Raw genomic sequence first — 26,298 nt, 5'->3', positions numbered from 1 at the left:
CAATCCGGAGGACCAGATGGACCACGCAGCAGCCCTCGCCGCACTCGACCTGTACGCCGCAGACGCAGCCCGATCCGAGGCGCTCATCGCCCGGCACCGCCTGGTGTCCGAGCACCGCGCGCAAGCCGACGCCGAGCAGGCCACGACGCTCATCGTCGAGGCTCAGCGCGCTCGCGCGGCTCGCCACGGGCGTCGGCCCAGGTTTCCGCGGGCGCCCCGGATCGCGTTCTGAGCCGAGCCGCTCACGCGCCGAGCGCCGCCGAGCGGATGAGCGCCAGCGCGTCGGCGAGTTCGCGATCGCCGACGCCGGCGTAGCCCAGCACGATGCCCGGCTCGCCGTCGCCCGCCGACGCCGAGTACTCGTCGAGGCGGGCGACCGCGATGCCCGCGGCATCCAGCTGTCGCACGACGGCGTCGACACCGTCGTGATCGGGCAGCCGCAGCACGGCGTGCAGTCCGCCGTCGAGCCCGACGAGTCGTGTTCCGGGCAGGTCGCCGAGCGCGGCGAGCACGAGCCGGCGCCGGTGGGCGTAGTCGCGTCGGGTCGCCGCGATGTGACGCCGGATGGTGCCGGTCGTGAGCAGGTGCGCGACGGCGAGCTGCACCACGCCCGCCACCGGCGACGGGCTCTCCTCGCGGACTCCACCGATCGCCGCGCGCAGGGCGTCGTCGTGGGGGAGCACGGCGTACCCGAGGCGCAGCCACGGGGTGACGATCTTCGAGAAGCTGCCGATGAGCACCACGCGGCGGTTCTCGCGGGGCTCGCCGGCCTCGGCCGACCCCGTCGCCGGCCCGTCGAGCGACGCGAGCGTGGGCATCGGCGGTCCGACATGGCGGAACTCGCTGTCGTAGTCGTCTTCGAGCACGACCGCGCCCGTTCGTCGCGCGTGCTCGAGCAGTTCGAGGCGGGCGGCCACCGGCAACCGCCCGCCGAGCGGGTACTGGTGGCTGGGCGTCACGAGGATGGCGTCGGCCGGGCGGTCGAGGCCGCGCAGCAGGTCGAGGCGCAGGCCGTGCTCGCCGACCGGGATCGGCACGAGGTCGGCACCGGCCCGCGCGAGCGTACGCCGTGCGTTCGGGTAGCCGGGATCCTCGACCGCGATGAGCGGGCGCCTGCCGAAGCGGTCGCCGAGCGCGGTGCCGATCAGACCCGTCGCCTCGCTGGTTCCGGCGGTCACGACGATGTCGTCGGGGTCGCACGCGAAGCCGCGCGCGTGCCGCACGTGCTCGGCGATCGCGGCCCGAAGGGCGGGCTCCCCGAATCGCGGCGGGTCGTCGACCGGCACCCGGCTCGCCGCGGCGTGGCGCCAGGCCGACCGCCACGCGCGCTCGTCGAGCCGGCCGACCGACGGGCGGCCCGGTCGCAGGTCGAGCCGGGGTGCGTGCTCCGCGCCGATCACCCCGGCAGTCCGCTCGGTGCCGGTCGCGGTGGTGTCGGGCGCGCGCCCGATCGGAGCGGCGGAGGTCGGGGGCGGGCGCCTGCGCGCGGCATCCGCAGTCTGGGAGCGGGAACCGGGGCGCCCGCCGAGCTGTGCGACGAGGGTCGGCGCGCCCTGACGCAGCTCGACGTAGCCCTCGCCGGCGAGCTGTTCGTAGGCGCTCACGACCGAGCTGCGGGCGGTGCCGAGCTCGGCGGCCAGCACACGGGTCGAGGGGATGCGGTCGCCGGGGCGCAGCGCACCCGAGAGGATCGCATCGCGCATGGCCTCGACGATCTGCTCGACGACCGGGCGCGAGTCGAGCCGGTCGATGGCGAGGAGCGGGCCGTCCATGTGCACTCCGATCGTGAACTGGTATGCACAGTGTTGCACGAACTGGACTGTATGCAAGTCCAGTCGGTGACGAGACTGGGTCGCATGATGACCTCCGATCTCCTGACCGACCCGGTGCCCGACGTGGCAGGGCCGGGAGCCGCCCGCCGCATCCGACGACTCTCCGAGCGCCAGGTCGTCGACCGCGCCGCCGTCGACGCGCTGCTCGACGAGGAACTGGTCGGGCACCTCGCCGCGGTCGTCGACGGCGTGCCGATCGTCGTGCCCATGGGGTTCGCCCGAGTCGGCGACCACGTGCTCGTGCACGGATCGACCGGGGGCGGCTTCGCGCTGCGAGCCGCGGCCGAGCGCGCGACGGTGGCCTTCGCCGTCACGGCGCTCGACGGCCTGGTCTACGCGCGCTCGCTGTTCGACAGCTCGATGAACTACCGCAGCGCCGTCGTCTACGGCGTGCTCGAGCCGGTCGGCGGCGCCGAGGCCGACGCCGCGCTGCTCGCACTGTCGGAACGTCTCATGCCCGGGCGCCCGGCGGAGGTGCGCGCCATGGTGCGCAAGGAGGTCGCGGCCACCCGCGTGCTGCGCCTGAAGCTCGATGACGTCGTCATGAAGGTGCGGGCGGCAGGCGTCTCTGAGGCGCCCGACGACGGCGAGGACCACAGCGTCTGGGCCGGCGTCGTGCCGCTCAGCCGCACGTGGGGGGCGCCGGAGCGCTCGGCGCTCACCCCGGTGCAGACCCCGACGCCCGAATCGGTGGTCGCTCTGACGACGCCACCGGTCGCGGACCGCAGACTGCCATAGGCCTCGAGGAATGCTCGGGTCGAGATCGTTCGGAAGGAGGTGCGCCATGTTCGTGTTCCTGATCGCGCTCGCGGTTCTCGCGGTCGCCGGGGTCGCTTCGACCTTCGTCGACCTCTCCCGCGACGGCTACCGCCGCACTCCGACGCTCGCCCGCTGACCTCGTGCACCGGCCGGTCGCCCAGGCGGCCGGCCGCCTGGCTGCCCGGCGGCCGAGCCGCGCGCCGGGCCCCGACCGGAGGCGCGCGCTCAGCCGGTCTTGGTCCAGTCGAGGTTGATCACGTCGCCGATGTAGACGGCTTCGCCGAAGTCGTGCACCTGCGGGTTCATGCGCAGCAACTGCTGCTGGGGCAGGTCGAAGCGCTGCGCGATGTCGAAGAAGCTGTCTCCGGACACGACCGTGTAGCTCGTCGGCATGCCCGTCTCGTCGACGATCGGCGTGCCCGTCGCGCCGTCTCGGGCGCCGAGGTCGACGGCCGGTCCCGGTTCGACGACGGGCGCCGGATCGTTCGGCACGGGATCGGGCGCCGGCTCGGCTGGCGCCTCTGCGACGGGCGTGGGGGTCGGCGTCGGCTCGGGTGCGGGCTCGGGAGTCGCCGTGACGGTGGCGATGATCGTCACGGGCGGCGGTGCCGGAGGGGGCGCGCAGGCGCTGAGCGCCAGGGTCGTGCCCACCGCCATCACGAGCGCGGATGCAGCTGCGCCGCCCAGTCTTCGATGCATTCCGCCCCGTTCCGCCACCGTGAGAATCCGTCGTCGGTGTGCCCCTCCTTCGGGGCGCACCGTCAGCCAGACTCCCGGATGCCGCTCGTTCGCGCAAGAGTCCTTCCGAATCGTTCTGCGCGCTCGGCGAACGCCCGCCCGGGTGTCGGCGGGTCGTGGCAGCATGAACAGGTGACCACGTCTGCGCCGGCCATGATCGGCCGGGACGCCGACCTCGCGAGGCTCCTGTCCGCTCTCGACGAGGTGCGCACCGGCGCGCCGTTCACCGTGATCATCGGCGGCGAGGCGGGCATCGGCAAGACCAGGCTCGTGCGCGAGTTCGCCGATCGGGTCGACGGCGAGGCGCGGTTCGTGCTCGGCCAGTGCGTCGACCTCGGCACGGTCGCCGCGCCGTATGCTCCCGTCAAGTCCGCCCTGCGGGCACTCGTCGTCGAGGAGGGCGCCGAGCGCGTGCTCGAGGCGGTCGGTCCCGGTCGGGCGGCCCTCATCGCGCTCCTGCCCGAGCTCGCGGCATCCGCCGGTCTCGAGGGCGTCGACCTCGATGCGGCCAGGGCCGGCAGCGCCGGGGTGATCAGGGGCGACACCGCCGCGAGCCAGCTGCACGAGGCGATCGCGGTGCTGCTCGAGACCCTCTCGCACGACCAGCCGATCGTGTTCGTGCTCGAAGACCTGCACTGGATCGACGCCGCGAGCCTCGCGCTCCTGCGGTTCCTCATGCGTGCGCTCGGGTCGAGCCGGGTGCTCACGGTGCTCACCTACCGCAGCGAAGACGTCACGCGGGGCCACCCCGTGCGGGCGTTCCTCGCCGAGGCCGACCGCGATCGCTGGGTCGATCGTCGCGAGCTCGCACGGCTCGAGTCGGGCGAGGCCGAGGCGCTCGTCGCCTCGCTCATGCCCGACGACATCGCGCCGACCGCGCAGTCGGTGCAGTCCATCGTTCGCCGGAGCGACGGCGTGCCGTTCCTCATCGAGGAACTCATCGGCCTCGACGGCTGCCGCGACGACGCGGAGGTGCCCGAGACGCTCCGCGACCTGCTGCTCGCGCGGTACGAGGCGTTGTCCGACCCCGCGCAGCAGTTGCTGCGCCTGATCTCGATCGGCGGCGTGCGGGTACCGCACTCCCTGCTCGAGGCCGTGAACGACGGCACCGACGAGGGCATCGACGCCGCGGCCCGCGAGGCGGTGCTGGGCGGGGTGCTCACGATCGAGGGCGACGAGTACGCGTTCCGGCACGCGCTCGTGCGAGAGGCGATCCTCGCCGACCTGCTGCCGGGCGAGCGGGCCAGGTTCCACGGCCGCTACGCCCGCGCCTATGAAGACGCGGCGCACGGCACCAGGCGGCTCGCCGCCGAGATCTCGTTCCACTGGCTCGGCGCGAACGACGCCGTGCGCGCGTTCCCCGCGACGCTCAAGGCCATGGCCGAGGCGCGGGCGGCCGCGGCCTACGGGTCGGCCGCGCAGCTGGGCGAGCGGGCGCTCGGCCTCTGGGACGTCGTGCCCGACCCGCAGGCCACGGCGAAGATGAGCAAGCTCGAGCTGATGGGCCGCACGGCGTCGCACCTCCGCAATGCGGGTGAGGGCGAGCGGGGGCTCGCCCTCGTGCGGGCGGCGCTCGAGGAGTGCCCGCGCGACGACCCCCAGTATCCGCGGCTGCTGCGCGACGTCGGGCTCTACCTCGCGAACGTCGGCCGCCAGGGGTCGATCCCCCTGCTCGAGCAGGCGCTCGAGGCGCTCGGCGACGAGGGCCGCGACGAGCTGCGCACCACGGTGCTCATCGCGCTCGCCGGCCGCTTCATGATCGAGTCCCGGCTCGACGACGCCATCGAGGTCTCCGAACGGGCGCTCCACGCGGCCGAGCGACTCGGCAACCCGAGGTTCGCGTCGACGGCCACCAACATCTCGGGCATCAGCCGCGCGGCGGCCGGAGACGTGCAGGGAGGTCTCGACCTGCTCGAACGGGCCCGCGAGCTCGCGGGCGACGACGGGCCGGCGCTGCTCCGCTACTGGGTGAACGCCTCCGACCTCTACTACCTGATCGGCGACTTCCGCGCCGCGATCCGCCTCGCCGAAGAGGGCCTCGAGCGCGCCCGCGAGCAGGGCGTCGAGCGCAGTTCGGGCGTGATCCTCGCGTCGAACGCCGTCGACCCGCTGCTCGCGGTCGGCGAGTGGGAACGGGCCGAGCTCCTCACCGCACGCGCCCTCGCCCTCGACCCACCGCTGCCGTTCACGGTCTACCTGAACCGGGCTCGCATGTGGACGGCGCTCTGGCGCGGCGAGGTCGACCGCGCCGCCGAGATGCATCGCGCGCTCCGCCCGTCGATGTCGCGGGTCATGGCGGCCGAGATGCAGACGCGACTCGGCGTCGGGCGCGTCGCCGCAGAGATCGCGCTGGCGCAGGGTGAGCCCGTACGCGCGTGGCAGGAGGTGCGCATCCTCCTCGGCGAGGAGTACACCCTGCCGCCGGGGTACGTGCTGCCGTTCCTCTGGGTCGCTGCGCGCACCGTCGCCGCCGTGCGCAACCATCGCGGCGACGCGGTCGCCGAGGAGCTCGCCGACGAGGTCGAGCAGAGCCTGCCGGCGCTCGTCGACCTGCTCGACCGCATGTCGTTCTGGCCGACCGCACCCACCTGGCGGGCGTTCTTCGACGCCGAGCTGGCGGTCGCGACCGACGCCGCTCCGGCGGCCGTCGGCGTGCCCGGCACCGACACCGAGGCGTGGCGATCCGCCGTCGAGCACGCCGCCGACCCCGCGGCGCAGCACTTCCTCGCGCCGTACGCGCTGCAGCGGCTCGGCGAGGCCGAGCTCGCCACGGGCGACCGCACCTCCGCGCGTGCGACCCTCCAGACCGCGCACGAGCGGGCCGTCGCCGGTGGGGTGACCGCCGTCACGAACCAGGTGGTTCGCATCGCGTCGGCCGCCGGGCTCCCGCTCGAGGGCGTCGGCGGCGGAGCGGCGGTCAAGGCGGCCGCGGCCGCTCGCGCAGCCAACGCGCCCGGCGAGCCGGCGGTGTCGAGCATCGCCGAGTCCCCGACGGCCGATGCGCTCGAGGCCGCGGCCGCCGTCGAAGAGCTCACGGCCCGCGAGCGACAGGTGCTCGAGCTCATCGCCGAGGGGCTCAGCAACCGTCAGATCGGCGAACGCCTCTACATCAGCGGCAAGACCGCCTCGGTGCACGTCTCGGCGATCCTCCGCAAGCTCGGCGCGTCCACCCGCACCGAGGCGGCGTACCGCGCCGGCGCGCTGCGCTGACGGCGGCCGCGGTGCCGCGCCTGCGCTGCCTGCCCTGCCGCCGTGCCTGCCCTGCCGCCGCGACGATGCGCCCGTCCGCGACATCCGCTGGGAGATTGCTGCGCACGGCGGCCAAGTCCCTGCGACGGGCGTAGCGTTGGGCCTACCCCCCAGTCCCTACGTTCGGAGGCGCGATGAGCACGCTCGACGAGATCCCCTTCACCACGATGGACGGCGGCACCGCGTCCCTCGCCGACTTCGAGGGAAAGGCCGTGATGATCGTGAACGTCGCATCGCGCTGCGGCCTGGCGCCCCAGTACGGCAAGCTCGAGGAGCTGCAGCGGCAGTACGGCGACCGCGGGTTCACGGTGATCGGGTTCCCGAGCAACCAGTTCCTGCAGGAACTCTCGACGAACGAGGCCGTCAGCGAGTACTGCTCCACGACCTGGGGCATCACGTTCCCGATCGTCGACCGCGTGCGCGTCAACGGCAAGAAGGAGCACCCGCTCTACACGGCGCTGAAAGAGACCCCGGATGCCGACGGCAAGGCCGGCAAGGTGAGCTGGAACTTCGAGAAGTTCCTCGTGGGCGCCGACCGTCGCGTGCAGCGCTTCCGCCCGCGCACCGAGCCCGATGCGCCCGAGGTGATCGCCGCGATCGAGGCCGCGCTGCCCGCGCAGGCCGGGCTCGGCGAACCGGAGCCCGCAGAAGAGCGATGATCGTCAGGCCTGCGACGGTCGCCGACGCCCCCGCGATCGCGAGCGTGCACTGGCGGAGCCACCAGACCACCTACGTCGAGCCGGGGCGGGTCGCCCGTGACGTCGTCGAGAACTGGACGATGCGCGATCGCGTGCTCGCCTGGACCGCCAACACGGCGATCTCGTCCGGCGTCTACGAGCCCCCGGAGGGCTTCCGCGCCATGCGGGTCTGGGTCGCCGAGGTCGACGGCGCGGTCGTCGGGTGGGCGAACACGAGCGGGGGTCGCGACGCAGACCGCCCGCGCGACCTCGAGCTCGAGGGCCTCTACGTGCTCGACGAGCACCACGGCACCGGGGTGGGTCAGGCGCTCGTCGACGCCGCGCTCGAGGGCCGGCCCGCGTTCCTCTGGGTGCTCGACGACAACCCTCGCGCGCAGGCGTTCTACCGCCGCAACGGGTTCGCGCCCGACGGCGACGAGAAGGTCGACGACCTCTGGCACGTGCGCGAGCTGCGCTACGTGCGCTGAACGCGTCCGGCGCGGAGCCGGCACCGCGCCGCCCGGGCGTGAGCCGCTCGGCGGCGAGCCGGGTCAGCCGCGCGTCGCGCCGCGGAACTCGGGCGTGGTCCACACCTCGGCGAGGCGCACCACGGTGGCCGCCGCCGCCGCCATCTCCTGCACCGACGCCCACTCGCGCACCGAGTGGAACTCGTGTCCGCCGGTGAAGAGGTTCGGCGTCGGCAGGCCCATGGCGCTCAGCTGCGATCCGTCGGTGCCGCCGCGGATCGCGGTGCGCAGGGGTTCGAGTCCTTCGGCGCGGATCGCCTGCGCCGCGGCATCCGTCACCTGCGGGAACGCGTCGACGTAGGTGCGCATGTTCGGGTACTGCGCGGTGATCTCGACCGTGGCGCGGGCTCGGGGCTCGCGTGCGAGCACCTCGTCGACGGTGCGGCGGAGCACCTCGCCGTGCGCGGCGAGCTTCTCGTCGTCGAAGTCGCGGAGGATGGTGCGGACGACGGCGTGCGACGCGCCGCCCTGCACCTCGTACACGTGGATGAACCCGTCGCGGCCCGAGGTGCGCTCGGGCGTGAGGTCGGCGGGCAGCGCCGCCACGATTTCGGCGGCGAGGCGCGCCGCGTTCACGAGCTTGCCGGTCGCGAAGCCGGGGTGCACCTCGTGGCCCTCGATCGTGACGATGCCCTCGGTGGCCGAGAACGTCTCGTCCTGCAGCTCGCCGATCTCGGATCCGTCGACGGTGTACGCGCAGAGCGCGCCGAAGCCCTCGACGTCGAACGAGCGCACGCCGGTGCCGATCTCCTCGTCGGGCGTGAACGCGAGGCGCAGCGTGGGCCGCGGCAGCCCGGGGTTCGCGAGCAGGTGCGCGACGGCGGTCAGGATCGCGGCGACGCCGGCCTTGTCGTCGGCGCCGAGCAGCGTGTCGCCCGAGCTCGTGACGAGGTCGTGGCCGACGTGGTCGCGCAGCTCGACGATCTCGTCGGGGTCGAGCACCGTGCCGCCGCGGGGCAGCTCGAGGCGGCCGCCGTCGTAGACGCGGTGCACGATGGGCTCGACGCCGTCGCCCGGCGCGTCGGGGCTCGTGTCCATGTGCGCGATGAGGCCGATCACGGGCACCGGCCCGTCGGAGGCCGAGATCGTCGCCGGAACCGTCGCGTACACGAAGCCGTGCTCGTCGAGTCGCGCGTCGTCGATGCCGAGGGCGAGCAGGTCGTCGACGAGCACCCGGCCGAGGTCGAACTGGCGGGCGGAGCTCGGCGTCGTGCCGCCGTCGCGGTCGGACTGCGTGCCGACCCGCACGTAGCGGTCGAAGCGCTCGAGCAGCGCGGGCGCGAGCGACTCGGCGAGGGGGGATGTGAACGGTGCGGATGCTGCGGCGGCCATCCCTCCAGCGTGCCACAGGGCCGCCCCGAGCACACGGGCGGGAGTGCCCCGCGTGCGTCGGCCGCGGCATCCGATCGGGCGCGTCGGGGTAGCGTTGTCGCGACCCCGAGGAGCCCCACCGCATGAAGCCCGGACCCAGGCGCAGCATCAGCCAGGCCGACATCGTCGACGCCGCATTCGAGATCTTCGAGGAGAAGGGCGGCGACGCCGTCTCGATCCGCGGGGTGGCTGCGCGCCTCGGCCTGACGCCCACGGCGATGTACACGTACTTCACGTCGAAGAACGCGCTGCAGCGGGCGATGGTCGAGCAGGTGTTCTCGAAGCTTGACGTGGGTGCGGCATCCGATCCGTCGGTGCCCTGGCGCATCCGGGTGCATCGCCTCGCGGCCGACCTGCGCGCGCGGTTCGCCGAGCACCCCGGCGCGATCGTGCTCGTGGCGGGCGGCCCGCTCGACGGACGGCATGCGCTCACCTTCGGCGAGACGCTGCTCGAGGGCTTCACGGGCGATGGGATGCCGCTGGCCGACGCCGCGCGCGCGACGGCCGCCGTGCGGGCCCTCGTGCTCGGGGCGATCACGCTGGATGCCGCCGCAGCCGGCTCCGACGCCGGCGCGGCCGATGCACCCGCGCCGCTCTGGACGGAGGCCACGCAGCATCCGCTCACCGAGGCCGCCGCACTGCTCGACGACGGCGACGCCTTCGCCGAGAACCTCGATCGCCTGCTCGACGGCTTCGGTTCGGCGCGGGTCGCGTAACCGAGCGCATCCGCTCCGGCCGGCGCGCCGGCACCCGCTCCGGCCGGCGCTCCAGCCGCGGCTTCGACCGGCGCTCCGGCCCGGCACCGCCCGCCGGACGTGCGACGAGGCGCCGACCCCGAAGGATCGACGCCTCGTCGTGGCATCCGCTCGGATCAGCCCTGGGGAGGAGTGATCTTCACGAGTGCGGCCCGGTTGCCGAGCAGCGGGAGCTGCACGTCGACGCCGGTGCCGTAACCGACACCCGCGTCACCCGGGTTGCCCGTGCCGAGCACGGAGAACCCGAGGTCCTCTCCGTAGAGATCGGTGGCAGGCGAACCGTCGGGGTTCACGACGCGCGTCGAGTACGGCGCACCGTCGACCGACGGAACCACGACCGAGCCGTTGGCGTAGCGCCAGAACAGGCCGCCGTCGCGGAACTCGAGGCCCGGCGCCCAACCCTTGTTGTCGCTGAACGACTTGACGGCGGGCAGCGCCGGCACGTCCGTGCAGTACTCGGTCAGGGCGTCATCGGTGATGCACTCCTTGAAGGGGTACGTCTTCTGCACGCCGAACGCCGCGTTCGAGGACTGCGCCCTCGACGGCATGTTCTTCAGCGTGCTCGGGTCGATGGTCGCCGCCTGGCCGGTGCGGCGCAGCGGGTCGAAATGGCTGTCGACGATGAGCAGTCCGCCCTTGGCTCCACCGCTCGGCAGGGCCGTGAGGTTGGATTGCACGTGGTTCGTGTCACCGTACGAGGTGTCGCGGTACCAGACCAGCGCGCCGGGGGCGTTGTACTTGATCTTGTCGACCTTCCACGCGCCCTCGTCGGTCTGGTAGACCGTGTCGTACGCGTACTTCAGGCCCTCGTCGAACCCGTCGAAGTTGCGCCACTCGACCATGTAGTACTGCGCCTTGGTCGAGGTGCCCGTGTCGATGCGCCAGCCGGGGCCGGTGCTCGACGCCCACGATGCGACCGTGTTGGTCCAGCCGTTGTCGCCCGACTCGACGTCGTCGCTCCAGGTGGTGGCGCCGTCGGCGACGAGCGAGAAGTCGTCCGAGAACCAGCCGCGGTCCTGGTAGGCCGCGTCGGTCGCGAGCCGCAGGCGCACGCCGATCGTCTGCCCGGCGTAGGCCGAGACGTCGATGTAGTCGTGGCGCCATCCGTCGCTCGAACCCGTGAGGCCGTACTTCTTGCCGCCGAAGGTGGCCAGGTTGCCGTTGGGGTCGGGGTAGCCGTCGGGAGTGGTGACCTCGCCGCCGGCCTCGGTGAAGACCCTCTGGTCGGTCCACGTGGTGCCGCCGTCGGTCGAGACCTCGACGAAGCCGAAGTCCCAGTCCTCTTCGATGATGTAGTCGTTCCACATCCAGAACTTCGCGTCGGTCGCGCCGGCCGGCACGTCGACGGTGCGGGACAGACGGATGTCGGCCCAGTCCTGGTCGGCGCCGGTGTACCACGCGTTCGCGCCGCTGTGCGGCGTCGTGAGCGTGCTCACCTTGTCGGGGAGGTTGATCTTGACGCCGTCCTGCGTGCCCTTGAGGGGGCGCGAGTTCTGGCCGATCAGCACCGACTTCGCCTTGTCGCCCGGGTTCACGACGAGCGGGTCGGCCCAGCCGAGCACCCACTTGTCCCAGAGGCCCATGTGGGTCGGCATCGACTGGAAGATCGGGCCGGAGTGCGAACCCGACGACATGAGGTCCCAGAAGTCGATGTCGGAGTCACCGACGCCGGAGGTGTCGTACAGGTCGGGCAGGCCGAGGTCGTGGCCGTACTCGTGCGCGAACACGCCGACGCCGGAGTCCTCGGGCTGCACGATGTAGTTCGACAGCTTGAGGTTCGTGCCGGGGATGTCGGCTCCGCCTGCGACGGCGGAGGAGTGGGCCCAGATGGCGTAGGTGCCTTCGTCGCCGCCGCCGCCGGACTTGTCGGCTCCGGCGTGCACGAGCACGACGTGGTCGATGACGCCGTCGGGCTCGTTGAAGTTGCCGTCGCCGTCGCGGTCGCCCTGGTCCTCGATGTCGTATTCGGCCCACGGGAAGTTCGGCTGAGCCGCAGCGAGGGCCGCGACTGCGTCGATGGGCAGCTGGCCGGCGCCGAGCGGGTTGTCGGGGTGGCCCTGCATGTCCTGGATCGCGCCGGCCTCGTAGACGCCTTCGTCGTTCAGGTGGCAGACGCTCGCGCCGTAGTACGCCTCGGAGTGCGGCACCGTGACCCAGGGGGTCGCCGTGCCGGTCACCGTGTAGGCGCCCTGCGACATCTCCTCGTACATCGACTTCATGGTGTAGCCCGAGATGTCGATGCCCTTCTTGCCATCGGGGCCCTTGAGGTCCTTGCGCACGCGCTCGGTGATGCCCTTCTTCGAGAAGAGCATGTCGTTGTAGTGCTTCGGCGAGAAGTCGGGCACCCACATCGAGTTGTTGTCGAGGTTCGCGAGGTTCGCCGGGTTGGGGAGGTTGTTGTGCAGCGGACCGCTCTGCACGTCGCCCGGCTTGCAGTCGGTGGCGCCGAACGAGGTCGGCACCTGCACGCCCGTGAAGTCGTCGGCGGCGTTCTCGTCGAACTCGACGAGGATCGTCAGGAGCTTCGCGGTCTGCGTCTCCTTCGCCGACTTGTAGAGGCTCTTCAGCCACTTCGGGCTCTTGCCGGTCTTGATCGACTTCGATTCGAGCTTGGCGAGCCCTGCTGCGGCGACCGGGTTGCCTGCCGTGAACTTGCGCTCGAGTGCGTCGGCCTTGACGAGTGCGGCCTGCTGCTCTTGCGCGGTCACCCCCGCCTCGACCGTCTGGTCCACGCCGAACGCGGCCTCGGCGCGCGGTTCGACGTAGTTCATGTAGTACTCGGAGTCGCTGATGATCGGCGGCTCCGCTGGTGCTGCAGATGCGCTCGAACCGACCGCGCCCGTTGCCGCCAGGGTGGCAGCAGCGAGTGCGATGACCGGAACGATCGCCACCGCGCGCTTTTTCGCACGCGTGGAGATTCCAGACATTCTTCTCCCCTCGGTGCGGCCGACGAGGGAGTCCGTCGACCGCGACGTCGTCCGTCGGTGGGCGGACGTACGGGGAAATCTAGCTGTGGCCCGTTCGGGGGGTAAACCCCCAACCTATGGATTCGCAGAATATTTGCGTTGAAAGGTCTGTGATGTCGATCGTGCGCGCCGGATGGTCATGTTGCGCACGTCTGAGCCGCGACGGTGCACGAAATGACGGATGCCGCGAAATGACGCCCGTTGCGTACGGCGGGGCGGCGCCGCGAATCGGCGGCCGGGTGCCGCGACGGGCCCCGAACTCGCGAGACGGCGGATGCCGCGGCGCGGCGTCAGCCGAGCAGCAGCCCGCGCAACTGGTCGGCCGAGTGCACGACCGCCATCGCGCCGTCGGCCTCGGCGGGCGAGCCGTAGCCCCACTCCACGAGGATCGTCGGCACGCCGTTCGCGGAGGCGCCGAGGGTGTCGTACCCGCGGTCGCCGACCATGACCGAGTGCTCGGTGTCGATGCCGACGGCCTGCAGGCGCCGCAGCGCCTCGGCCACGACATCCGCCTTCGTGCTGCGGGAATCGTCATCGCTCGCGCCGGCGATGACCGTGAAGTAGCGGCTGAGTCCGGCGTTCTCGAGCACGGCGTTCGCCATGGTCTCGGGCTTCGAGGTCGCGAGCGCGATCGGCACGCCCGCGGTGTGCAGGCGCTCGAGCACGCCGGCGACGCCGGGGAACACCGGGGAGTGCAGCAGACGGTTGGCGTAGTCGGCGCGGTAGATCGCGAGGGCTCGCTGGGCGGACTCGTCGTCGAAGCCGTCGAGGAGGCGGAGGCTGTCGAGCAGCGGCGGCCCGACGTAGGCGAGCAGTTCGTCGGAGGCGGGCACGTCGAGGCCGAGCTCGGCGAACATGTGCGCGAGCGAGGCGGTGATGTCGGCCGCGGAGTCGACGATGGTGCCGTCGAGGTCGAACAACACGGCGGCCCAGGTTCGGGTGGGCGCCAGGGCGTTGGTGTGGCTGGGGGAGATCACCGTGACATCCTATGGCCCGTTATTCCGAGTGACACTCAGGTTTCGTTCGAGATGTCGCGTGCAGGTCTCGTGCGGAGGTCGCGGCTCGTGCGGAGGTCGCGGCATCGTGGGGGATATCGCGTCCGTCGCACGGTCGGTAGCCTGACCCCGGGGGGCGCGTCGGCGCACGGAACGGGGGAAGCTCATGTTCGTCGGGAGAGTTCGGGCGCGTGGGGGAGCGGTCACCGCTGCCACCGCAGGCGCCGTTGCGGGGCTCGCCCTCGTCGCGTCGGCCGCCCTGGTGGGGTGCAGCGGTTCGAGCGGCTCGGGCACCGACGCCTCGTCGAGCCCGACCGCGTCGGCCGGACAGTTGCCCCCCGTGATCGTCGACCTCGGCGACGTCGACGGCACGACGGTCGAGGTCGCGCTCGGCAACTCGATCGACCTCACCGGCGACGACGAGCACTTCACGGCGTGGTCGGCCGAGATCGCGGATCCGTCGATCGTCGAGTTCGTGCCCGGCAGCGACGACGGCTCGGCGCAGTTCAACCCGGGGCTCACGGCGACGGCGGCGGGCGAGACCGAGGTGTCGCTCTCGAACGCCGAGTCGGGCGACGAGGTCGCGTTCACGGTGGTCGTCACCGAGTAGCCGCTGGGGCCCGTCTCACGTCACATCATCGCCGGGCGTCGCCGGATCTGGTTGCATGGCCCGATGAGCGCGCCGGCCTTCATGACCGATCCCGAGCAACTCCGTTCGCTCGAGGGGCAGCAGTACCTCGTGCTCCGACCCGGTGGCGGGGTGTCCGAACTCTTCTCGCAGACGCAGCGCCGCGTTCGTGGGCTGATGCCGGCCGGGAGTCCCCACCCGAACGCCGGGCACGTCACGCTCCGGGGCTTCTGGGAACCGGGGCGCGTCGCCGCGCTCCGCGAATCGATCCGCGGATGGGCTGCGGCCGTCGCAGCGATCGAGGTCGCCGTCGACCGCGTCGACTCGTTTCCCGCACCGTTCCAGGTCGCCATCCTCAGGCTCGCGCGCACCTCGTCGGTCGTCGGCGCGTGCGCGGGCCTGACCGAGCACCTGGGCGAAACGGACTTCGCCCGGATCGGCGAGCTCCCGCTCGACGAGTGGGTGTTCCACATGTCGCTCGCCTACGGAAGCGCAGTGCCGTCGCGGGAGTGGCTCGAAGTCGCGAGCGGGCTGGCGGATCTCGCGGTCGAACGGCCCGCGGTCGTCGTGGGCGAGCTGGAGTTCGTCTGGTACGACGGCGGCGAGCACCGAGAGGTCATCCCGCTCGGGCCGACGGTATCGGAATAGCTCCGCCTGTCGTGGCTCAGAACAGCCGGGAGTCGCTGTCGTCGAGGCCGCGCATCGCGTCGTAGTCGAGCACGACGCAGCGGATGCCGCGGTCTTCCGCGAGCGTGCGGGCCTGCGGCTTGATCTCCTGCGCGGCGAACACCCCCGACACGGGTGCGAGCAGCGGGTCGCGGTTCATGAGCTCGAGGTAGCGGGTGAGCTGCTCGACGCCGTCGATGTCGCCGCGGCGCTTCAGCTCGACCGCGACCGAGGCGCCCGAGGCATCCGTCGCGAGGATGTCGACCGGGCCGATGGCCGTCATGTACTCGCGGCGCACGAGCCGGTGCCCGTCGCCGAGGAGTTCGATCTGCTCGGCGAGGAGCTTCTGCAGGTGCGCCTCGACGCCGTCCTTCTGCAGGCCGGGGTCGATGCCGAGCTCGTGCGACGAGTCGTGCAGCACCTCGTGGATCGACACGACGAGCTGGTCGGCCGTCTTCTTGTGCGTGACCTTCCAGACCTCGACGATGCCGGCCTCGCGCTGCTCGTCGTCGGGCGCGACGGTCTCGAGCGTGCACGGCGGGCTCATCCAGTTGAGCGGCTTGTAGCTGCCGCCGTCGGAGTGCACGAGCAGCGAGCCGTCGCCCTTGACCATGAGCAGGCGCTGGGCGAGTGGGAGGTGGGCCGAGAGCCGCCCCGCGTAGTCGACGGAGCAGCGGGCGATGACGAGACGCACCCGTCGAGTTTAGGCGTCGGATGCCGCAGGCGACCCCCGCGGTCCGCTCCCGTCCCGTGTCGGAGGCGCTGGGTACGCTCCAGGAGCGGCCCCTCGCCCGAGTCGATGGCCGCCCGAAAGGAGCGGCGATGACCGAGATCGCACGCGTGACGCGCACCTCCACCGCACCGGCATCGCGGTTCTTCGAGAGGTGGTGCGACCTGCCCTCCCACCCCGAGTGGGCACCGAGCATGGAGTACTTCGTCCTCGACGGTCCGTTCGCGCTCGGGGCCACCGGCCGCTCGCGCGCGGTCGGCGGGGCGGAGACGCGGTTCACGGTCACCCGCGTCGGCCCCGGCTGGTCCTACGCCGACACGACCGACCTCGACAGCGCCTCGCTGACCGTGCTGCACGAGGCGGTCGACGGCGAGCACGGCACCACCGTCACCTTGACGGGGCTGCTCGACGGCGATCTCGCAGCCGTTCCCGGTGAAGCCCTCCGGGTCGCGTTCGAGCGAGACCTCGAATCACTGATCGCACTGCTCGAAGTCTCGCCCGCCTGACGCGTCGCCTCCTGAGGCGGTGCGGTGCTGACGCCCCGGGGCTCGGGATTCACGGCTCGGGGTTCACGGCTCAGGCGTCGGATGCCGCGGCGGAGGCCCCGCCGGTGGTTCCGGTCTCATCGGGGTGCTCCTCGACGCCCGTCGCGCCCGGCTTGCCGGTGCGCTCGCGCGCCGCGGGGGCCGCGAGTCCGGCCATGACCATGAGCACGAGGATCACGAGCAGCGCGTTCAGCAGCCCGAACTGCTCGCCGAGGAAGCCGATGAACGGCGGGCCCACGAGGAACGCGCAGTAGCCGATGATCGCGACGGCGCTCACGCGGGCCGCGGCCTTGGCGCGGTCGGGCACGTCGGCGGCGGCGGACATGCCGACCGGGAAGCCCATCGAGGCCCCGACGCCCCAGAGCACGGTTCCGATGATGACGACCCAGAGTTCGCTGCCGAAGATGAAGAGGCTGAGGCCGAGCACGCCGGTGGCGGCGAGCACGCGCAGCGTGAGCACGCGGCCGAAGCGGTCGATGAGCGGACCGCCGAGCACGCGGGCCGTCGTCATCGAGACGGCGAAGACCGTGAACACCGCGGCGCCCGCGGCGGGTTCGAGGCCGTGGCCGTCGACGGCTGCGAGCGTGAGCCAGTCGTTCGCCGATCCCTCGGCGAACGCCATGCCGAGCATGATGACGCCGATGAGCAGCAGCTGCACGTCGCCCCAGACCCGGAGGCTGTCGCGGAGGCGCTCGGTCCACGGGCGTGCCGGCGCGGCATCCGCTCGCCCTTCGGCCCCGGCCGCGGCTGGGGCGTCGGCCGGGTCGCCGAGCTCGTCGCGATGCGGCACGAAGCGCACGGCGACGACCGCGCCGACGGCGATGAGTGCGGCGATCGTGCCGAGGTGCCCGATCACGGCGATGTCGAGGGCCGCCGCCGCCGCGGCGATGCCGGCGCCCGCGACCGTGCCGAAGGAGAAGAACGCGTGCATGAGCGGCATGACCGTGCGGCCGATCTCGCGCTCGGCCTCTGCGCCCTCGACGTTCATGATGACGTCGACCGCGCCGTTGCCGAATCCCGCGAAGGCGAGGCCGATGGCGATGAGCGGCACCGACGGCAGCACCGATCCGCCGATCCCGACGAAGACGAGCCCGAGCGAGACGGCGATGAGGGTGCCGGCCATGCCGATGCGGGCGCCGAACCGTGCCATGAGCGGGGGAGCCGCGATGAGGCCGAGCACCGAGGCGATCGATCCCGCGAGGATGACGAGGCCGACGCCCTGCGTGCTGAGCCCGGTCTCGTCGCGCACCTCGGGCAGCCGGGCGACCCAGCTCGCGAGGCTCAGCCCCGACAGGAAGAAGATCGCGAAGACGGCGTTGCGCCACGCGGTCAGTCGGCGTCGGGTCGTGGTCGGTGCGCTCATGGTGCTCGGCTTCGTCGTCGGGGGCGGATGCCGCGCGACGGCGTCATCTCGATCGGAGGAGTCGAATCGATTCGACCCGTGTCTGAACGACCCTATCCGCACGTCATCGAGGTCGCAACACCGCCGCGAACAACGCCGCGACGGCCGACCGTCGACTGCCGACCGCGGGCGCGACCAGACGACTCGGGCGGTGGCCGATCGTCCCGAATTCGGATCGGATGCTGCCGGAGCGCGGCTGAAACGCGCGATGCCGGTGCGCGCACGAAATCGCCGTGATCGTGGCGGACGCGGCGCCTCGGCGTTCCGTCGGCCCGACGGAACGCGCAATCGAGGTGCGCGAAACCGCGCGTTTCCCGCACTTGCACGCAGTCGGAATCCGTGGGTATGGTCGCCACTGCTAAACGATTAACACCCGAAGCCGCCAGCTTCGAACCCCCGTTGCAGCCCGTGTCCAAAGGAGGACCATGCGCCACGCCCCGAAGTCCCGCATCACCGCGTCGCTCGCCGTCTCGGCTGCCGCGGCCATCGCACTCGCCGGATGCTCCGGTGCAGGCGGAGCCGGTGCCGACGGCGACGTCACGCTCACCTACGCGATCTGGGACCAGAACCAGCAGCCCGCGATGGAGCAGATCGCCGACGCCTTCACCGAGGAGCACCCGAACGTCGACGTCGAGATCCAGCTCACGCCGTACAAGGAGTACTTCACGAAGCTCCAGACCGCTGTCTCCGGTGGCGCCGCGGCCGACGTGTTCTGGATGAACGGCCCGAACTTCCAGCTCTACGCGGGCAACGGCGTGCTTGCGCCGCTCGACGACGACGGCATCGACCCCGCCGACTACCCCGAGGGCCTCATCGACCTCTACACCTACGACGGCGACCTCTACGGCGCCCCGAAGGACTTCGACACCGTCGCCCTCTGGTACAACACGAAGCTCTTCGACGCCGCGGGCGTCGAGTACCCGATCGCCGACTGGACCTGGGACGACCTCAAGGCTGCTGCCGCGAAGCTCTCCGACCCGGCGACCGGCGTCTACGGCATCACCGCCAGCCAGTACGGCCAGGAGAACTACTACAACTCGATCGCGCAGGCCGGCGGCGAGGTCATCTCAGCCGACGGCACGACCACGGGGTACGACACCCCCGAGGCGCTCGCCGGCATCGAGCTCTGGACCGACCTCATCGCCGACGGCTCGTCGCCGAACGCGCAGCAGATGACCGACACCAACCCCGAGGACTTCTTCCTCTCGGGCAAGTCGGCCATGTTCCAGAACGGCTCGTGGGCGGCGATCGCCTACGCCGACAACCCCGACATCGCCGACTCGGTGAACGTCGCGCCGCTCCCCGCCGGCCCCGAGGGCAACCAGAGCGTGATCCACGGCGTCGCGAACGTCGCGAACGCGAAGAGCGCCCACGTCGACCTCGCCAAGGAGTTCGCCGAGTTCGCCAGCTCGAAGCAGGCCGCCGACATCCAGGCCGACTCCGGCACCGTGATCCCGGCGTTCAACGGCACGCAGCAGGCCTGGGTCGACGCCCTGCCGCAGTTCGACCTGCAGGTCTACATCGACGCCCTCGACACGGCGGTCCCGTACCCCGTGTCGAAGAACACCTCGGCGTGGACCTCGATCGAGAGCGAGGTGCTCTCGCAGGTCTGGGCCGGCAACCTGACGCCGAAGGACGGCCTCGCGCAGCTCGCCGAGCAGATGCAGGCTGCGCTGGACGCAGAGTCGGAGTGACCCGATGACCGACCTGATCGCGCAGCGCACCGCGGCGCCGATCTCCGAGCTCGATCGGGGGCGGCCCGACGTCGCCCTCGGCGAGCCCGGCCGGCCCGGCCGGGGCGGGCGCCGCGGCAACCAGCGCGGCACCCGCCGCCGCGGTCCATCGCAGTCCGCCTGGTGGGCGCTGCTGTTCCTCGGCCCGACGGCCCTCGGACTGCTCGTCTTCTACATCTGGCCCACGTTCCGCACCCTCATCCTGTCGTTCACGAAGTCCGGCCCGTTCGGCGGCTCCGAGTTCGTCGGGTTCGAGAACTACGTGCGCCTCATGCAGGACCACGAACTGCTGGGCGCGCTGCGCAACACCGCGGTGTACACGATCATCGCGCTCGTCGGCATCCCGATCGCGGTCGCGATCGCGGCGCTGCTGAACACCGCGGGCCTGCGCGGGCGCAGCGTCTACCGCACGCTCTACTTCATCCCCGTGGTCACGATGCCCGCGGCGATCGCGCTCGTGTGGCGCATGATCTACAACGGCGACTACGGCGTCTTCAACGAGATCCTGGGCGTCTTCGGCGTCGACGGCCGCTCGTGGCTCACCGACCCGGGCACCGCGCTCGTCGCGATCGCGGTGGTCGGCATCTGGGCCGGCCTCGGCACGAACATCGTGATCTTCCTCGCGGGCCTGCAGGGCATCCCCGAGACGATCATGGAGGCCGCCGACCTCGACGGCGCGGGCCCGGTGCGCAAGTTCTTCTCGATCACGATCCCACTGCTGAGCCCGTCGATCTTCTTCGTGAGCGTCATCAGCGTGATCGGCGCACTGCAGGTGTTCGATCTCGTCTACATGATGCTGGGCCGCAACAACCCGGCCATGCCGAACACGCGCACGATCGTCTACCTCTTCTACGAGGCGGGCTTCCTCGACAACGAGCGCGGCTACGCGGCTGCGATCGCCTTCCTGCTGCTGATCATCATCCTCGTGCTCACGGTCGTGCAGTTCCGGCTCCAGAAGAAGTGGGTGCACTATGAGTGACCTCGCCCTCGACACCCGGGCGATGACGGCGGCGGATGTCTCGCCCGAGGCATCCGCGGACCGTCGCCGGCCGGCGGGCGCCAGGCGTCGTCACCGCGGGCACTGGCTCGTGCACCTGCTGCTGGCCGCCGGCGCGATCGTCATGGTGTTCCCGTTCGTCTGGCAGACCCTCACCGCGTTCAAGACGTTCCAGGACTCGGTGCAGGTGCCGCCGGTCGTGATCCCCGACCCGTGGGTGTTCACGAACTTCGCCGAGGTCTTCGACTCGATGCCCTTCGGCCAGATGTTCCTCAACTCGGTGCTGCTCACGGTCGGTCGCACGGTCGGCCAGGTCGTGCTGTGCACGATGGCGGGCTACGCGTTCGCGCGCATCCCGTTCCGCGGCCGCAATGCGCTCTTCGTGGTGTTCCTGTCGGTGCTCATGGTGCCGTCGCAGCTCTACCTGCTGCCGCAGTACGAGATCATCCAGACGCTCGGGTGGATCAACACCATGCAGGCGCTCATCGTGCCCGGCCTGTTCAGCGCCTTCGGCACCTTCCTCATGCGGCAGTTCTTCATGTCGATGCCGTCGGAGCTCGAGGAGGCCGCGCGCATCGACGGGGCGAACCCGTGGCAGACGTTCTGGCGCATCATGGTGCCGCTCGCGAAGCCGGGCATCATCGCCCTGACGGTCTTCACGGTGCTGTGGTCGTGGAACGACCTGCTCTGGCCGCTCGTGGTCACGACCGATCCCGCGAAGATGCCGCTCTCGGTGGGCCTGTCGCAGCTCGTCGGGCTGCACGGCACTGACTACCCTGTGCTCATGGCGGGCGCCCTGCTCGCGACGCTGCCGATGCTCGTCACGTTCATGATCCTGCAGAAGCAGTTCATCCAGGGCATCGCGTTCTCGGGAACGAAGGGGTGACGGATGCCGCATTCAGCTGAGTCCGCCGCGCCGAAGCGTCGCCCCACGCTGCGCATGGTCGCCGACCTCGCGGGCGTCTCGACCGCGACGGTCTCGTACGTGTTCTCGGGTCGCTCGGGTTCGAACGGGTCGGGCGTCGCCGAGGAGACCGCGCGCCGCGTGCTCGCCGCCGCCGAGGAGCTGCACTACCGCCCCAACCGCTCGGCGCGCGCGATGCGCACGGGCCGCACCGGCATGATCCAGCTCTCGCTGCACATGCTCAGCGACCCGTGGTCGCTCGCGGTCGCCGATGCGGTCAACGTGGAGGCGAACCGCCACGGCCTGACCACGCTCATCCTCGCCGACGGAGACTGGCACACGGCGCTCGACCGGGTCGAGAGCGACGTCGCCTACCTCGACGGCGCGGGCCACGACGACGTCGCGCGACGCAAGCTCGCCGACCTCGTCGAGCGCGGCCAACGGCTCGTCGTGTTCTCGGAGCACCTCGAGCCCGACGGCTACGACGTGATCCGCTCCGACGCGATCCCGGGCTGCCACCTCGCGATGGAGCACCTGCTCGAACGGCACACGGCCATCGGATGCCTCGTGGCCGGGGCCGCGGTCACGGGAGCCGCCCATGGCGTCACCCGGTACACGCCGTACCTCGAGCGGCTGCGCGCACACGGCATCGAGCCCGACCCCGCGTGGACGGCGACATTCGTCGACACCCAGGCCAGTGCGTTCCAGGCGGCCGTGCGACTGCTGTCGGGGGAGCACCGACCGACGGCGATCTACGCGTCGACCGACTTCGCGGCGATCGCGGCGATCAACGCGGCGCACATGCTGGGACTCCGGGTACCGCACGACGTGGCCGTCGTCGGCGTCGGCAACACGCCCGATGCCCAGCTCGTCGCGCCGACGCTGACCACCGTCGGCCCGACGGACTTCTACGAGCGCCAGGCCGAGCTCATCATCGGGCGCGCGCTCGATCCTGAACGGTCGGCGGGCGAGCTGCACGAGTTCCCCTGGTCGCTGCACCCCGGCGGGTCGACCGACCTCGACGCACCTGCGCCGCGACCCGCCTGACACCGGCCGTCCTTCGGCGCCCGGCCACCTCGGCACCGGCCACCTCGGCACCCGACCCCGGCGACACCGGCCCCGGCGACACCCGGACCGGCCGCACTTCGCACGCGGCCCGCCCGCGGCATCCGTCGCCTCCCTCATCCGCACCACCCTGTAAGGAGCACCACCCGTGGATCTCACCATCGGCATCGTCGGCTTCGGCGCACGCGCGAGCCTCAGGCACGAAGCGCACCGACCCGGCGAGGGCAGCCGCATCACCGCGGTCTGCGACCTCTCGGACACCGCACGTGCCGCGGCCTCTGCCGAGTACCCCGATGCGCTCGTCACCGACTCGCTCGACGAACTGCTCGCCTCGGGCATCGACGCCGTCATGGTGCTCACGCCCGACGACACGCACGCGCGCATCGCCATCAGGGCCCTCGAGGCCGGCGTCGCCGTGTTCTGCGAGAAGCCGCTCGCGATCGACCTCGCCGACGCCGACGCCGTGCTCGAGACCGCCCGGCGCACCGGCACGCGACTGTACGTCGGCCACAACATGCGGCACATGCCGGTGGTCGTGCTCATGCGCCGCCTCATCCTCGAAGGGCGCATCGGCGAGGTCAAGGCCGTCTGGTGCCGCCACTTCGTCGGCAACGGCGGCGACTACTACTTCAAGGACTGGCACGCCGACCGTCGCCGCACGACCGGCCTGCTGCTGCAGAAGGGCGCGCACGACCTCGACGTCATCCACTGGCTCGCGGGCGCCTACGCCGACCGCGTCTCGGCGATGGGCTCGCTCAGCGTCTACGGCGGCATCGACGACCGACGCGACCGTTCGGGCGAGCGCATGCCCGACTGGTTCAGCCTCGACAACTGGCCGCCGGCCTCGCTCACCGGGCTGAATCCCGTGGTCGACGTCGAGGACGTCTCGATGGTGAACCTGCACCTGTCGAACGGCGTGCTCGCGAGCTACCAGCAGTGCCACTTCGCGCCCGACTACTGGCGCAACTACACGGTGATCGGCACGGAGGGGCGCATCGAGAACCTCGGCGACACCGCCGGCTCGACGGTCGCCCTCTGGAACCGACGTCACCAGGGTGCCGCGGTGCCCGACGAGTCGTTCACCGTGCCCGAGGTCGCCGACGCCGGGCACGAGGGCGCCGACGCGCTGCTCATCGCGGAGTTCCTGCGGTTCGTGCGCGACGGCGGGCTCACCGAGACTTCGCCCGTCGCCGCGCGCGAGGCCGTGGCGGCCGGCGTGCTCGCGACCGAGTCGCTCCGCGGCGACGGATCCGCGCTCGCCGTGCCGGTGCTCGCCGAGGACCTCGTCGCGTACTTCGAACGCGGCCAGGTCTAGGCGTCCGCGGTCGCGTCCGTCGAGGCATCCGTCGTCGGCGAACCGGTCGCCGTGTCCTCCGTCGCCCGACGCTGAGGGCACCGGCGAGGCCCGTCATCGGGGCCGCTCCGCTCACCCGCGCCCGATACGATGGAGTGTCATCCGGCGCACCCACCGGACCTCTCGCATGAGCCGCCGCACCCAGCGGTTCGTGCGCTCGAACAACGGAGTTTCCCCAGCATGAAGGCTCTCTTCAAGCCCGCCCCCGGCGCCGGTTTCGAATTCGTCGAACGGCCCGAACCGATCATCGGCCCGGCCGACGTGAAGATCCGGGTGCTCCGCACCGGAATCTGCGGCACCGACCTGCACATCGAGTCATGGGACGACTGGGCCGCCGAGAACATCGCCACGCCGCTCATTCCCGGGCACGAGTTCTCGGGCGAGGTCGTCGAGGTCGGTCCGCTCGTGCACGACATCGCCGTCGGCGACCTGGTGTCGGGCGAGGGTCACGTCGTCTGCGGCATGTGCCGCAACTGCCGCGCCGGTCGCCGCCAGATGTGCATCCGCACGCTCGGCGTCGGGCTGCACCGCGACGGCGCGTTCGCCGAGTACGTCGTGATCCCGGGCGCGAACGTCTGGGTGCACCACGCCCCCGTCGAGCCCGAGGTCGCCGCGATCTTCGACCCCTTCGGCAACGCCGTGCACACCGCCCTCGCGTTCTCGGTGGTGGGCGAAGACGTGCTCGTCACCGGCTGCGGCCCCATCGGCCTCATGTCGATCGCGGTCGCGCGCCACGTGGGCGCCCGCTTCATCGTGGCGACGGATGTCTCGCCCGCCCGTCTCGAGCTCGCCCGCTCGATGGGCGCCGACGACGTCGTCGACGTGTCGACCGAGCGCGTGCGCGAGGCGCAGGGCCGACTCGGCATGCGCGAGGGATTCGACGTCGGATTCGAGATGTCGGGCTCGCCGCGCGCGCTGCCCGAGATGATCGAGAACATGAACCACGGCGGGCGCATCGCGATGCTCGGCCTGCCGAGCGAGCCCTACGCGATCGACTGGGGCAAGGTCGTGACCCACATGCTGACGGTCAAGGGCATCTACGGCCGCGAGATGTTCGAGACCTGGAACTCGATGAGCGCGATGCTGCAGACGAGCCCGGTGCTGGGCGACCGGGTCGCGTCGATCATCTCGGAGCGGTACCCCGCCCATGAATGGCGGCAGGCGTTCGACACGGCCAGGTCGGCCGGGGTCGGCAAGGTCATCCTCGACTGGACGGAGGTCTGAGCATGTACGGATCGGTGCAGCACCAGTTGCAGACGGAGCTCGACGAGATCGAGCAGGCCGGGCTCACCAAGCGCGAGCGGGGCATCCTCGGCCCGCAGTCGTCGGAGGTGTCGGTCGCCGGGCAGGAGGTGCTGAACTTCTGCGCCAACAACTACCTCGGGCTCGCGAACGACCCGCGCATCGTCGCGGCAGCGCACCGCGGGCTCGACGAGTGGGGCTACGGCATGGCGAGCGTGCGCTTCATCTGCGGCACGCAGGAGCAGCACCTCGAGCTCGAGCGACGCGTCTCGGAGTTCCTCGGCTACGACGACACCATTCTGTTCTCGTCGTGCTTCGACGCGAACGGCGGCGTCTTCGAGACGCTCTTCGGCCCCGACGACGCGATCATCTCCGACGAGCTCAACCACGCGTCGATCATCGACGGCATCCGCCTCTCGAAGGCCCGCCGCTACCGCTACAAGAACCGCGACCTGGTCGACCTCGAAGCGCGCCTGGCCGAGGCATCCGATGCGCGTCGCCGGGTGATCGTCACCGACGGCGTGTTCTCGATGGACGGCTACATCGCGCCGCTCGCCGAGATCTGCGACCTCGCCGACCGCTACGACGCCCTCGTGTTCGTCGACGACTCGCACGCCGTCGGCTTCGTCGGGGAGCACGGCCGCGGCACGCCCGAGCTGTGCGGCGTCGAGGGCCGCGTCGACATCACGACCGGCACGTTCGGCAAGGCGCTGGGCGGGGCATCCGGCGGCTACGTCGCAGCCCGCCAGGAGATCGTCGACCTGCTGCGCCAGCGTGCGCGCCCGTACCTCTTCTCGAACACGCTCGCGCCCGCGATCGTCGCCGGCACCCTCGAGGCGTTGTCGCTGCTCGAGTCGTCGGGCGAACTGCGGTCGCGCCTGAACGCCAATGCCGCGCTGTTCCGCGAACTGATGACGGATGCCGCGTTCGACCTGCTGCCGGGCGAGCACGCCATCGTGCCGGTCATGTTCGGCGACGCCGTGATCACCGGGCGGGTCGCCGACGAACTGCAGAAGCGCGGGGTCTACGTCACGGCGTTCTCGTTCCCGGTGGTGCCGCGCGGTGCCGCGCGCATCCGCGTGCAGCTCTCGGCGGCGCACTCCGAAGACGAGATCCGTCGCTGCGTCGAGGCCTTCGTCGAGGCGCGGGCCGCGGTCTGAGAC

Annotated in this window: 23 protein-coding genes; 16 read left to right on the top strand and 7 right to left on the bottom strand. The window is 71.5% G+C overall.

Annotated features, from left to right (window positions below; all coding sequences use genetic code 11):
* The first annotated feature begins 16 nt into the window (after positions 1–16).
* Complete coding sequence (locus ACFVS8_RS15560; protein WP_387064131.1) at positions 17–232, top strand: hypothetical protein; 216 nt, start codon at positions 17–19, stop codon at positions 230–232.
* A 10-nt stretch (positions 233–242) separates the two neighbouring features.
* Here the strand turns inward: ACFVS8_RS15560 and ACFVS8_RS15555 are convergent, their stop codons facing one another.
* Complete coding sequence (locus ACFVS8_RS15555; RefSeq protein WP_387064129.1) at positions 243–1,811, bottom strand: PLP-dependent aminotransferase family protein; 1,569 nt, start codon at positions 1,809–1,811, stop codon at positions 243–245.
* Positions 1,812–1,856: 45 nt separating this feature from the next.
* On the opposite strand from ACFVS8_RS15555, the gene ACFVS8_RS15550 reads away from it, so the two are divergent.
* Positions 1,857–2,570, top strand: coding sequence for a pyridoxamine 5'-phosphate oxidase family protein (locus tag ACFVS8_RS15550; RefSeq protein ID WP_387064126.1), 714 nt, complete (start codon positions 1,857–1,859; stop codon positions 2,568–2,570).
* Positions 2,571–2,816: 246 nt separating this feature from the next.
* Here ACFVS8_RS15550 and ACFVS8_RS15545 read toward each other — a convergent pair whose 3' ends face one another.
* Positions 2,817–3,290 (bottom strand): LysM peptidoglycan-binding domain-containing protein, encoded by a 474-nt coding sequence (locus ACFVS8_RS15545; protein WP_387064123.1) that lies wholly within the window; start codon positions 3,288–3,290, stop codon positions 2,817–2,819.
* 171 nt (positions 3,291–3,461) lie between these two features.
* Here ACFVS8_RS15545 and ACFVS8_RS15540 point away from each other — a divergent pair, with 171 nt between their 5' ends.
* The 3 genes from ACFVS8_RS15540 to ACFVS8_RS15530 all read left to right on the top strand — a co-directional run bounded on the left by ACFVS8_RS15540 (position 3,462) and on the right by ACFVS8_RS15530 (position 7,743).
* Positions 3,462–6,539: an AAA family ATPase gene (locus tag ACFVS8_RS15540; protein WP_387064121.1), complete on the top strand. Its 3,078-nt coding sequence runs from the start codon at positions 3,462–3,464 to the stop codon at positions 6,537–6,539.
* Between the two features lie 173 nt (positions 6,540–6,712).
* The gene (locus tag ACFVS8_RS15535) at positions 6,713–7,237 is read left to right on the top strand and encodes a glutathione peroxidase (protein WP_387064118.1); all 525 of its coding nucleotides are present in this window, start codon (positions 6,713–6,715) and stop codon (positions 7,235–7,237) included.
* Positions 7,234–7,743, top strand: a complete 510-nt coding sequence (locus ACFVS8_RS15530; protein WP_387064115.1) for a GNAT family N-acetyltransferase — start codon at positions 7,234–7,236, stop codon at positions 7,741–7,743. Before ACFVS8_RS15535 ends, ACFVS8_RS15530 begins: the two co-directional genes overlap by 4 nt.
* A 63-nt stretch (positions 7,744–7,806) precedes the next feature.
* Here the strand turns inward: ACFVS8_RS15530 and pepT are convergent, their stop codons facing one another.
* Positions 7,807–9,114, bottom strand: a complete 1,308-nt coding sequence (gene pepT / locus ACFVS8_RS15525; RefSeq protein WP_387064113.1) for a peptidase T — start codon at positions 9,112–9,114, stop codon at positions 7,807–7,809.
* Between the two features lie 122 nt (positions 9,115–9,236).
* Between pepT and ACFVS8_RS15520 the strand changes: the two genes are divergently transcribed.
* Entirely contained in the window at positions 9,237–9,869 is a 633-nt protein-coding gene (locus ACFVS8_RS15520; protein WP_387064110.1) for a TetR/AcrR family transcriptional regulator, read from the top strand.
* A 155-nt stretch (positions 9,870–10,024) separates the two neighbouring features.
* On the opposite strand, the gene ACFVS8_RS15515 is transcribed toward ACFVS8_RS15520, so the two are convergent.
* Both ACFVS8_RS15515 and ACFVS8_RS15510 read right to left on the bottom strand, forming a co-directional pair.
* Complete coding sequence (locus ACFVS8_RS15515; protein WP_387064108.1) at positions 10,025–12,799, bottom strand: immune inhibitor A domain-containing protein; 2,775 nt, start codon at positions 12,797–12,799, stop codon at positions 10,025–10,027.
* Positions 12,800–13,164: 365 nt separating this feature from the next.
* Positions 13,165–13,851, bottom strand: coding sequence for an HAD hydrolase-like protein (locus ACFVS8_RS15510; protein ID WP_387064106.1), 687 nt, complete (start codon positions 13,849–13,851; stop codon positions 13,165–13,167).
* Between the two features lie 184 nt (positions 13,852–14,035).
* Here ACFVS8_RS15510 and ACFVS8_RS15505 point away from each other — a divergent pair, with 184 nt between their 5' ends.
* Positions 14,036–14,479, top strand: coding sequence for a hypothetical protein (locus tag ACFVS8_RS15505; protein ID WP_387064103.1), 444 nt, complete (start codon positions 14,036–14,038; stop codon positions 14,477–14,479).
* A gap of 63 nt (positions 14,480–14,542) precedes the next feature.
* Positions 14,543–15,145, top strand: a complete 603-nt coding sequence (locus ACFVS8_RS15500) for a 2'-5' RNA ligase family protein (protein WP_387064100.1) — start codon at positions 14,543–14,545, stop codon at positions 15,143–15,145.
* A 16-nt stretch (positions 15,146–15,161) separates the two neighbouring features.
* Here the strand turns inward: ACFVS8_RS15500 and nucS are convergent, their stop codons facing one another.
* Positions 15,162–15,857 (bottom strand): endonuclease NucS, encoded by a 696-nt coding sequence (gene nucS / locus ACFVS8_RS15495; protein WP_387064097.1) that lies wholly within the window; start codon positions 15,855–15,857, stop codon positions 15,162–15,164.
* Between the two features lie 128 nt (positions 15,858–15,985).
* Here nucS and ACFVS8_RS15490 point away from each other — a divergent pair, with 128 nt between their 5' ends.
* Positions 15,986–16,399 carry a hypothetical protein gene (locus ACFVS8_RS15490; protein WP_387064094.1) on the top strand — a complete coding sequence of 138 codons (414 nt, stop codon included), beginning with the start codon at positions 15,986–15,988 and terminating at the stop codon, positions 16,397–16,399.
* 70 nt (positions 16,400–16,469) lie between these two features.
* On the opposite strand, the gene ACFVS8_RS15485 is transcribed toward ACFVS8_RS15490, so the two are convergent.
* Complete coding sequence (locus ACFVS8_RS15485; RefSeq protein WP_387064091.1) at positions 16,470–17,801, bottom strand: MFS transporter; 1,332 nt, start codon at positions 17,799–17,801, stop codon at positions 16,470–16,472.
* Positions 17,802–18,265: 464 nt separating this feature from the next.
* On the opposite strand from ACFVS8_RS15485, the gene ACFVS8_RS15480 reads away from it, so the two are divergent.
* From ACFVS8_RS15480 to ACFVS8_RS15450, 7 genes are all read left to right on the top strand, one after another.
* Complete coding sequence (locus ACFVS8_RS15480) at positions 18,266–19,534, top strand: ABC transporter substrate-binding protein (protein ID WP_387064088.1); 1,269 nt, start codon at positions 18,266–18,268, stop codon at positions 19,532–19,534.
* Between the two features lie 4 nt (positions 19,535–19,538).
* Positions 19,539–20,552 carry a carbohydrate ABC transporter permease gene (locus ACFVS8_RS15475; RefSeq protein WP_387064085.1) on the top strand — a complete coding sequence of 338 codons (1,014 nt, stop codon included), beginning with the start codon at positions 19,539–19,541 and terminating at the stop codon, positions 20,550–20,552.
* Positions 20,545–21,456, top strand: a complete 912-nt coding sequence (locus ACFVS8_RS15470) for a carbohydrate ABC transporter permease (protein ID WP_387064083.1) — start codon at positions 20,545–20,547, stop codon at positions 21,454–21,456. Before ACFVS8_RS15475 ends, ACFVS8_RS15470 begins: the two co-directional genes overlap by 8 nt.
* Positions 21,457–21,459: 3 nt before the next feature.
* Entirely contained in the window at positions 21,460–22,521 is a 1,062-nt protein-coding gene (locus ACFVS8_RS15465; protein ID WP_387064080.1) for a LacI family DNA-binding transcriptional regulator, read from the top strand.
* A 166-nt stretch (positions 22,522–22,687) separates the two neighbouring features.
* Complete coding sequence (locus ACFVS8_RS15460) at positions 22,688–23,854, top strand: Gfo/Idh/MocA family protein (protein ID WP_387064078.1); 1,167 nt, start codon at positions 22,688–22,690, stop codon at positions 23,852–23,854.
* Between the two features lie 219 nt (positions 23,855–24,073).
* On the top strand, positions 24,074–25,117 hold the full coding sequence (gene tdh, locus ACFVS8_RS15455) for an L-threonine 3-dehydrogenase (RefSeq protein WP_387064075.1): 1,044 nt from the start codon (positions 24,074–24,076) through the stop codon (positions 25,115–25,117).
* Positions 25,118–25,119: 2 nt separating this feature from the next.
* Complete coding sequence (locus ACFVS8_RS15450) at positions 25,120–26,295, top strand: glycine C-acetyltransferase (protein ID WP_387064073.1); 1,176 nt, start codon at positions 25,120–25,122, stop codon at positions 26,293–26,295.
* Positions 26,296–26,298 lie beyond the last annotated feature (3 nt).

It is taken from the genome of Agromyces sp. NPDC058110 (assembly GCF_042884735.1).
Lineage (GTDB): Bacteria > Actinomycetota > Actinomycetes > Actinomycetales > Microbacteriaceae > Agromyces.
This window is presented reverse-complemented; position numbering and strand designations above follow the sequence as displayed.

Excerpts from the sequence above, each read along its gene's own strand:
- ACFVS8_RS15545 (WP_387064123.1), bottom strand. The coding sequence starts at position 3,290 with ATGCATCGAAGACTGGGCGGCGCAGCTGCATCCGCGCTCGTGATGGCG.
- ACFVS8_RS15450 (WP_387064073.1), top strand. The coding sequence starts at position 25,120 with ATGTACGGATCGGTGCAGCACCAGTTGCAGACGGAGCTCGACGAGATC.
- ACFVS8_RS15500 (WP_387064100.1), top strand. The coding sequence starts at position 14,543 with ATGAGCGCGCCGGCCTTCATGACCGATCCCGAGCAACTCCGTTCGCTC.
- ACFVS8_RS15535 (WP_387064118.1), top strand. The coding sequence starts at position 6,713 with ATGAGCACGCTCGACGAGATCCCCTTCACCACGATGGACGGCGGCACC.
- ACFVS8_RS15465 (WP_387064080.1), top strand. The coding sequence starts at position 21,460 with ATGCCGCATTCAGCTGAGTCCGCCGCGCCGAAGCGTCGCCCCACGCTG.
- tdh (WP_387064075.1), top strand. The coding sequence starts at position 24,074 with ATGAAGGCTCTCTTCAAGCCCGCCCCCGGCGCCGGTTTCGAATTCGTC.
- ACFVS8_RS15470 (WP_387064083.1), top strand. The coding sequence starts at position 20,545 with ATGAGTGACCTCGCCCTCGACACCCGGGCGATGACGGCGGCGGATGTC.
- ACFVS8_RS15530 (WP_387064115.1), top strand. The coding sequence starts at position 7,234 with ATGATCGTCAGGCCTGCGACGGTCGCCGACGCCCCCGCGATCGCGAGC.
- ACFVS8_RS15520 (WP_387064110.1), top strand. The coding sequence starts at position 9,237 with ATGAAGCCCGGACCCAGGCGCAGCATCAGCCAGGCCGACATCGTCGAC.
- ACFVS8_RS15505 (WP_387064103.1), top strand. The coding sequence starts at position 14,036 with ATGTTCGTCGGGAGAGTTCGGGCGCGTGGGGGAGCGGTCACCGCTGCC.
- pepT (WP_387064113.1), bottom strand. The coding sequence starts at position 9,114 with ATGGCCGCCGCAGCATCCGCACCGTTCACATCCCCCCTCGCCGAGTCG.
- ACFVS8_RS15560 (WP_387064131.1), top strand. The coding sequence starts at position 17 with ATGGACCACGCAGCAGCCCTCGCCGCACTCGACCTGTACGCCGCAGAC.
- ACFVS8_RS15475 (WP_387064085.1), top strand. The coding sequence starts at position 19,539 with ATGACCGACCTGATCGCGCAGCGCACCGCGGCGCCGATCTCCGAGCTC.
- ACFVS8_RS15550 (WP_387064126.1), top strand. The coding sequence starts at position 1,857 with ATGATGACCTCCGATCTCCTGACCGACCCGGTGCCCGACGTGGCAGGG.
- ACFVS8_RS15490 (WP_387064094.1), top strand. The coding sequence starts at position 15,986 with ATGACCGAGATCGCACGCGTGACGCGCACCTCCACCGCACCGGCATCG.
- ACFVS8_RS15485 (WP_387064091.1), bottom strand. The coding sequence starts at position 17,801 with ATGAGCGCACCGACCACGACCCGACGCCGACTGACCGCGTGGCGCAAC.
- ACFVS8_RS15480 (WP_387064088.1), top strand. The coding sequence starts at position 18,266 with ATGCGCCACGCCCCGAAGTCCCGCATCACCGCGTCGCTCGCCGTCTCG.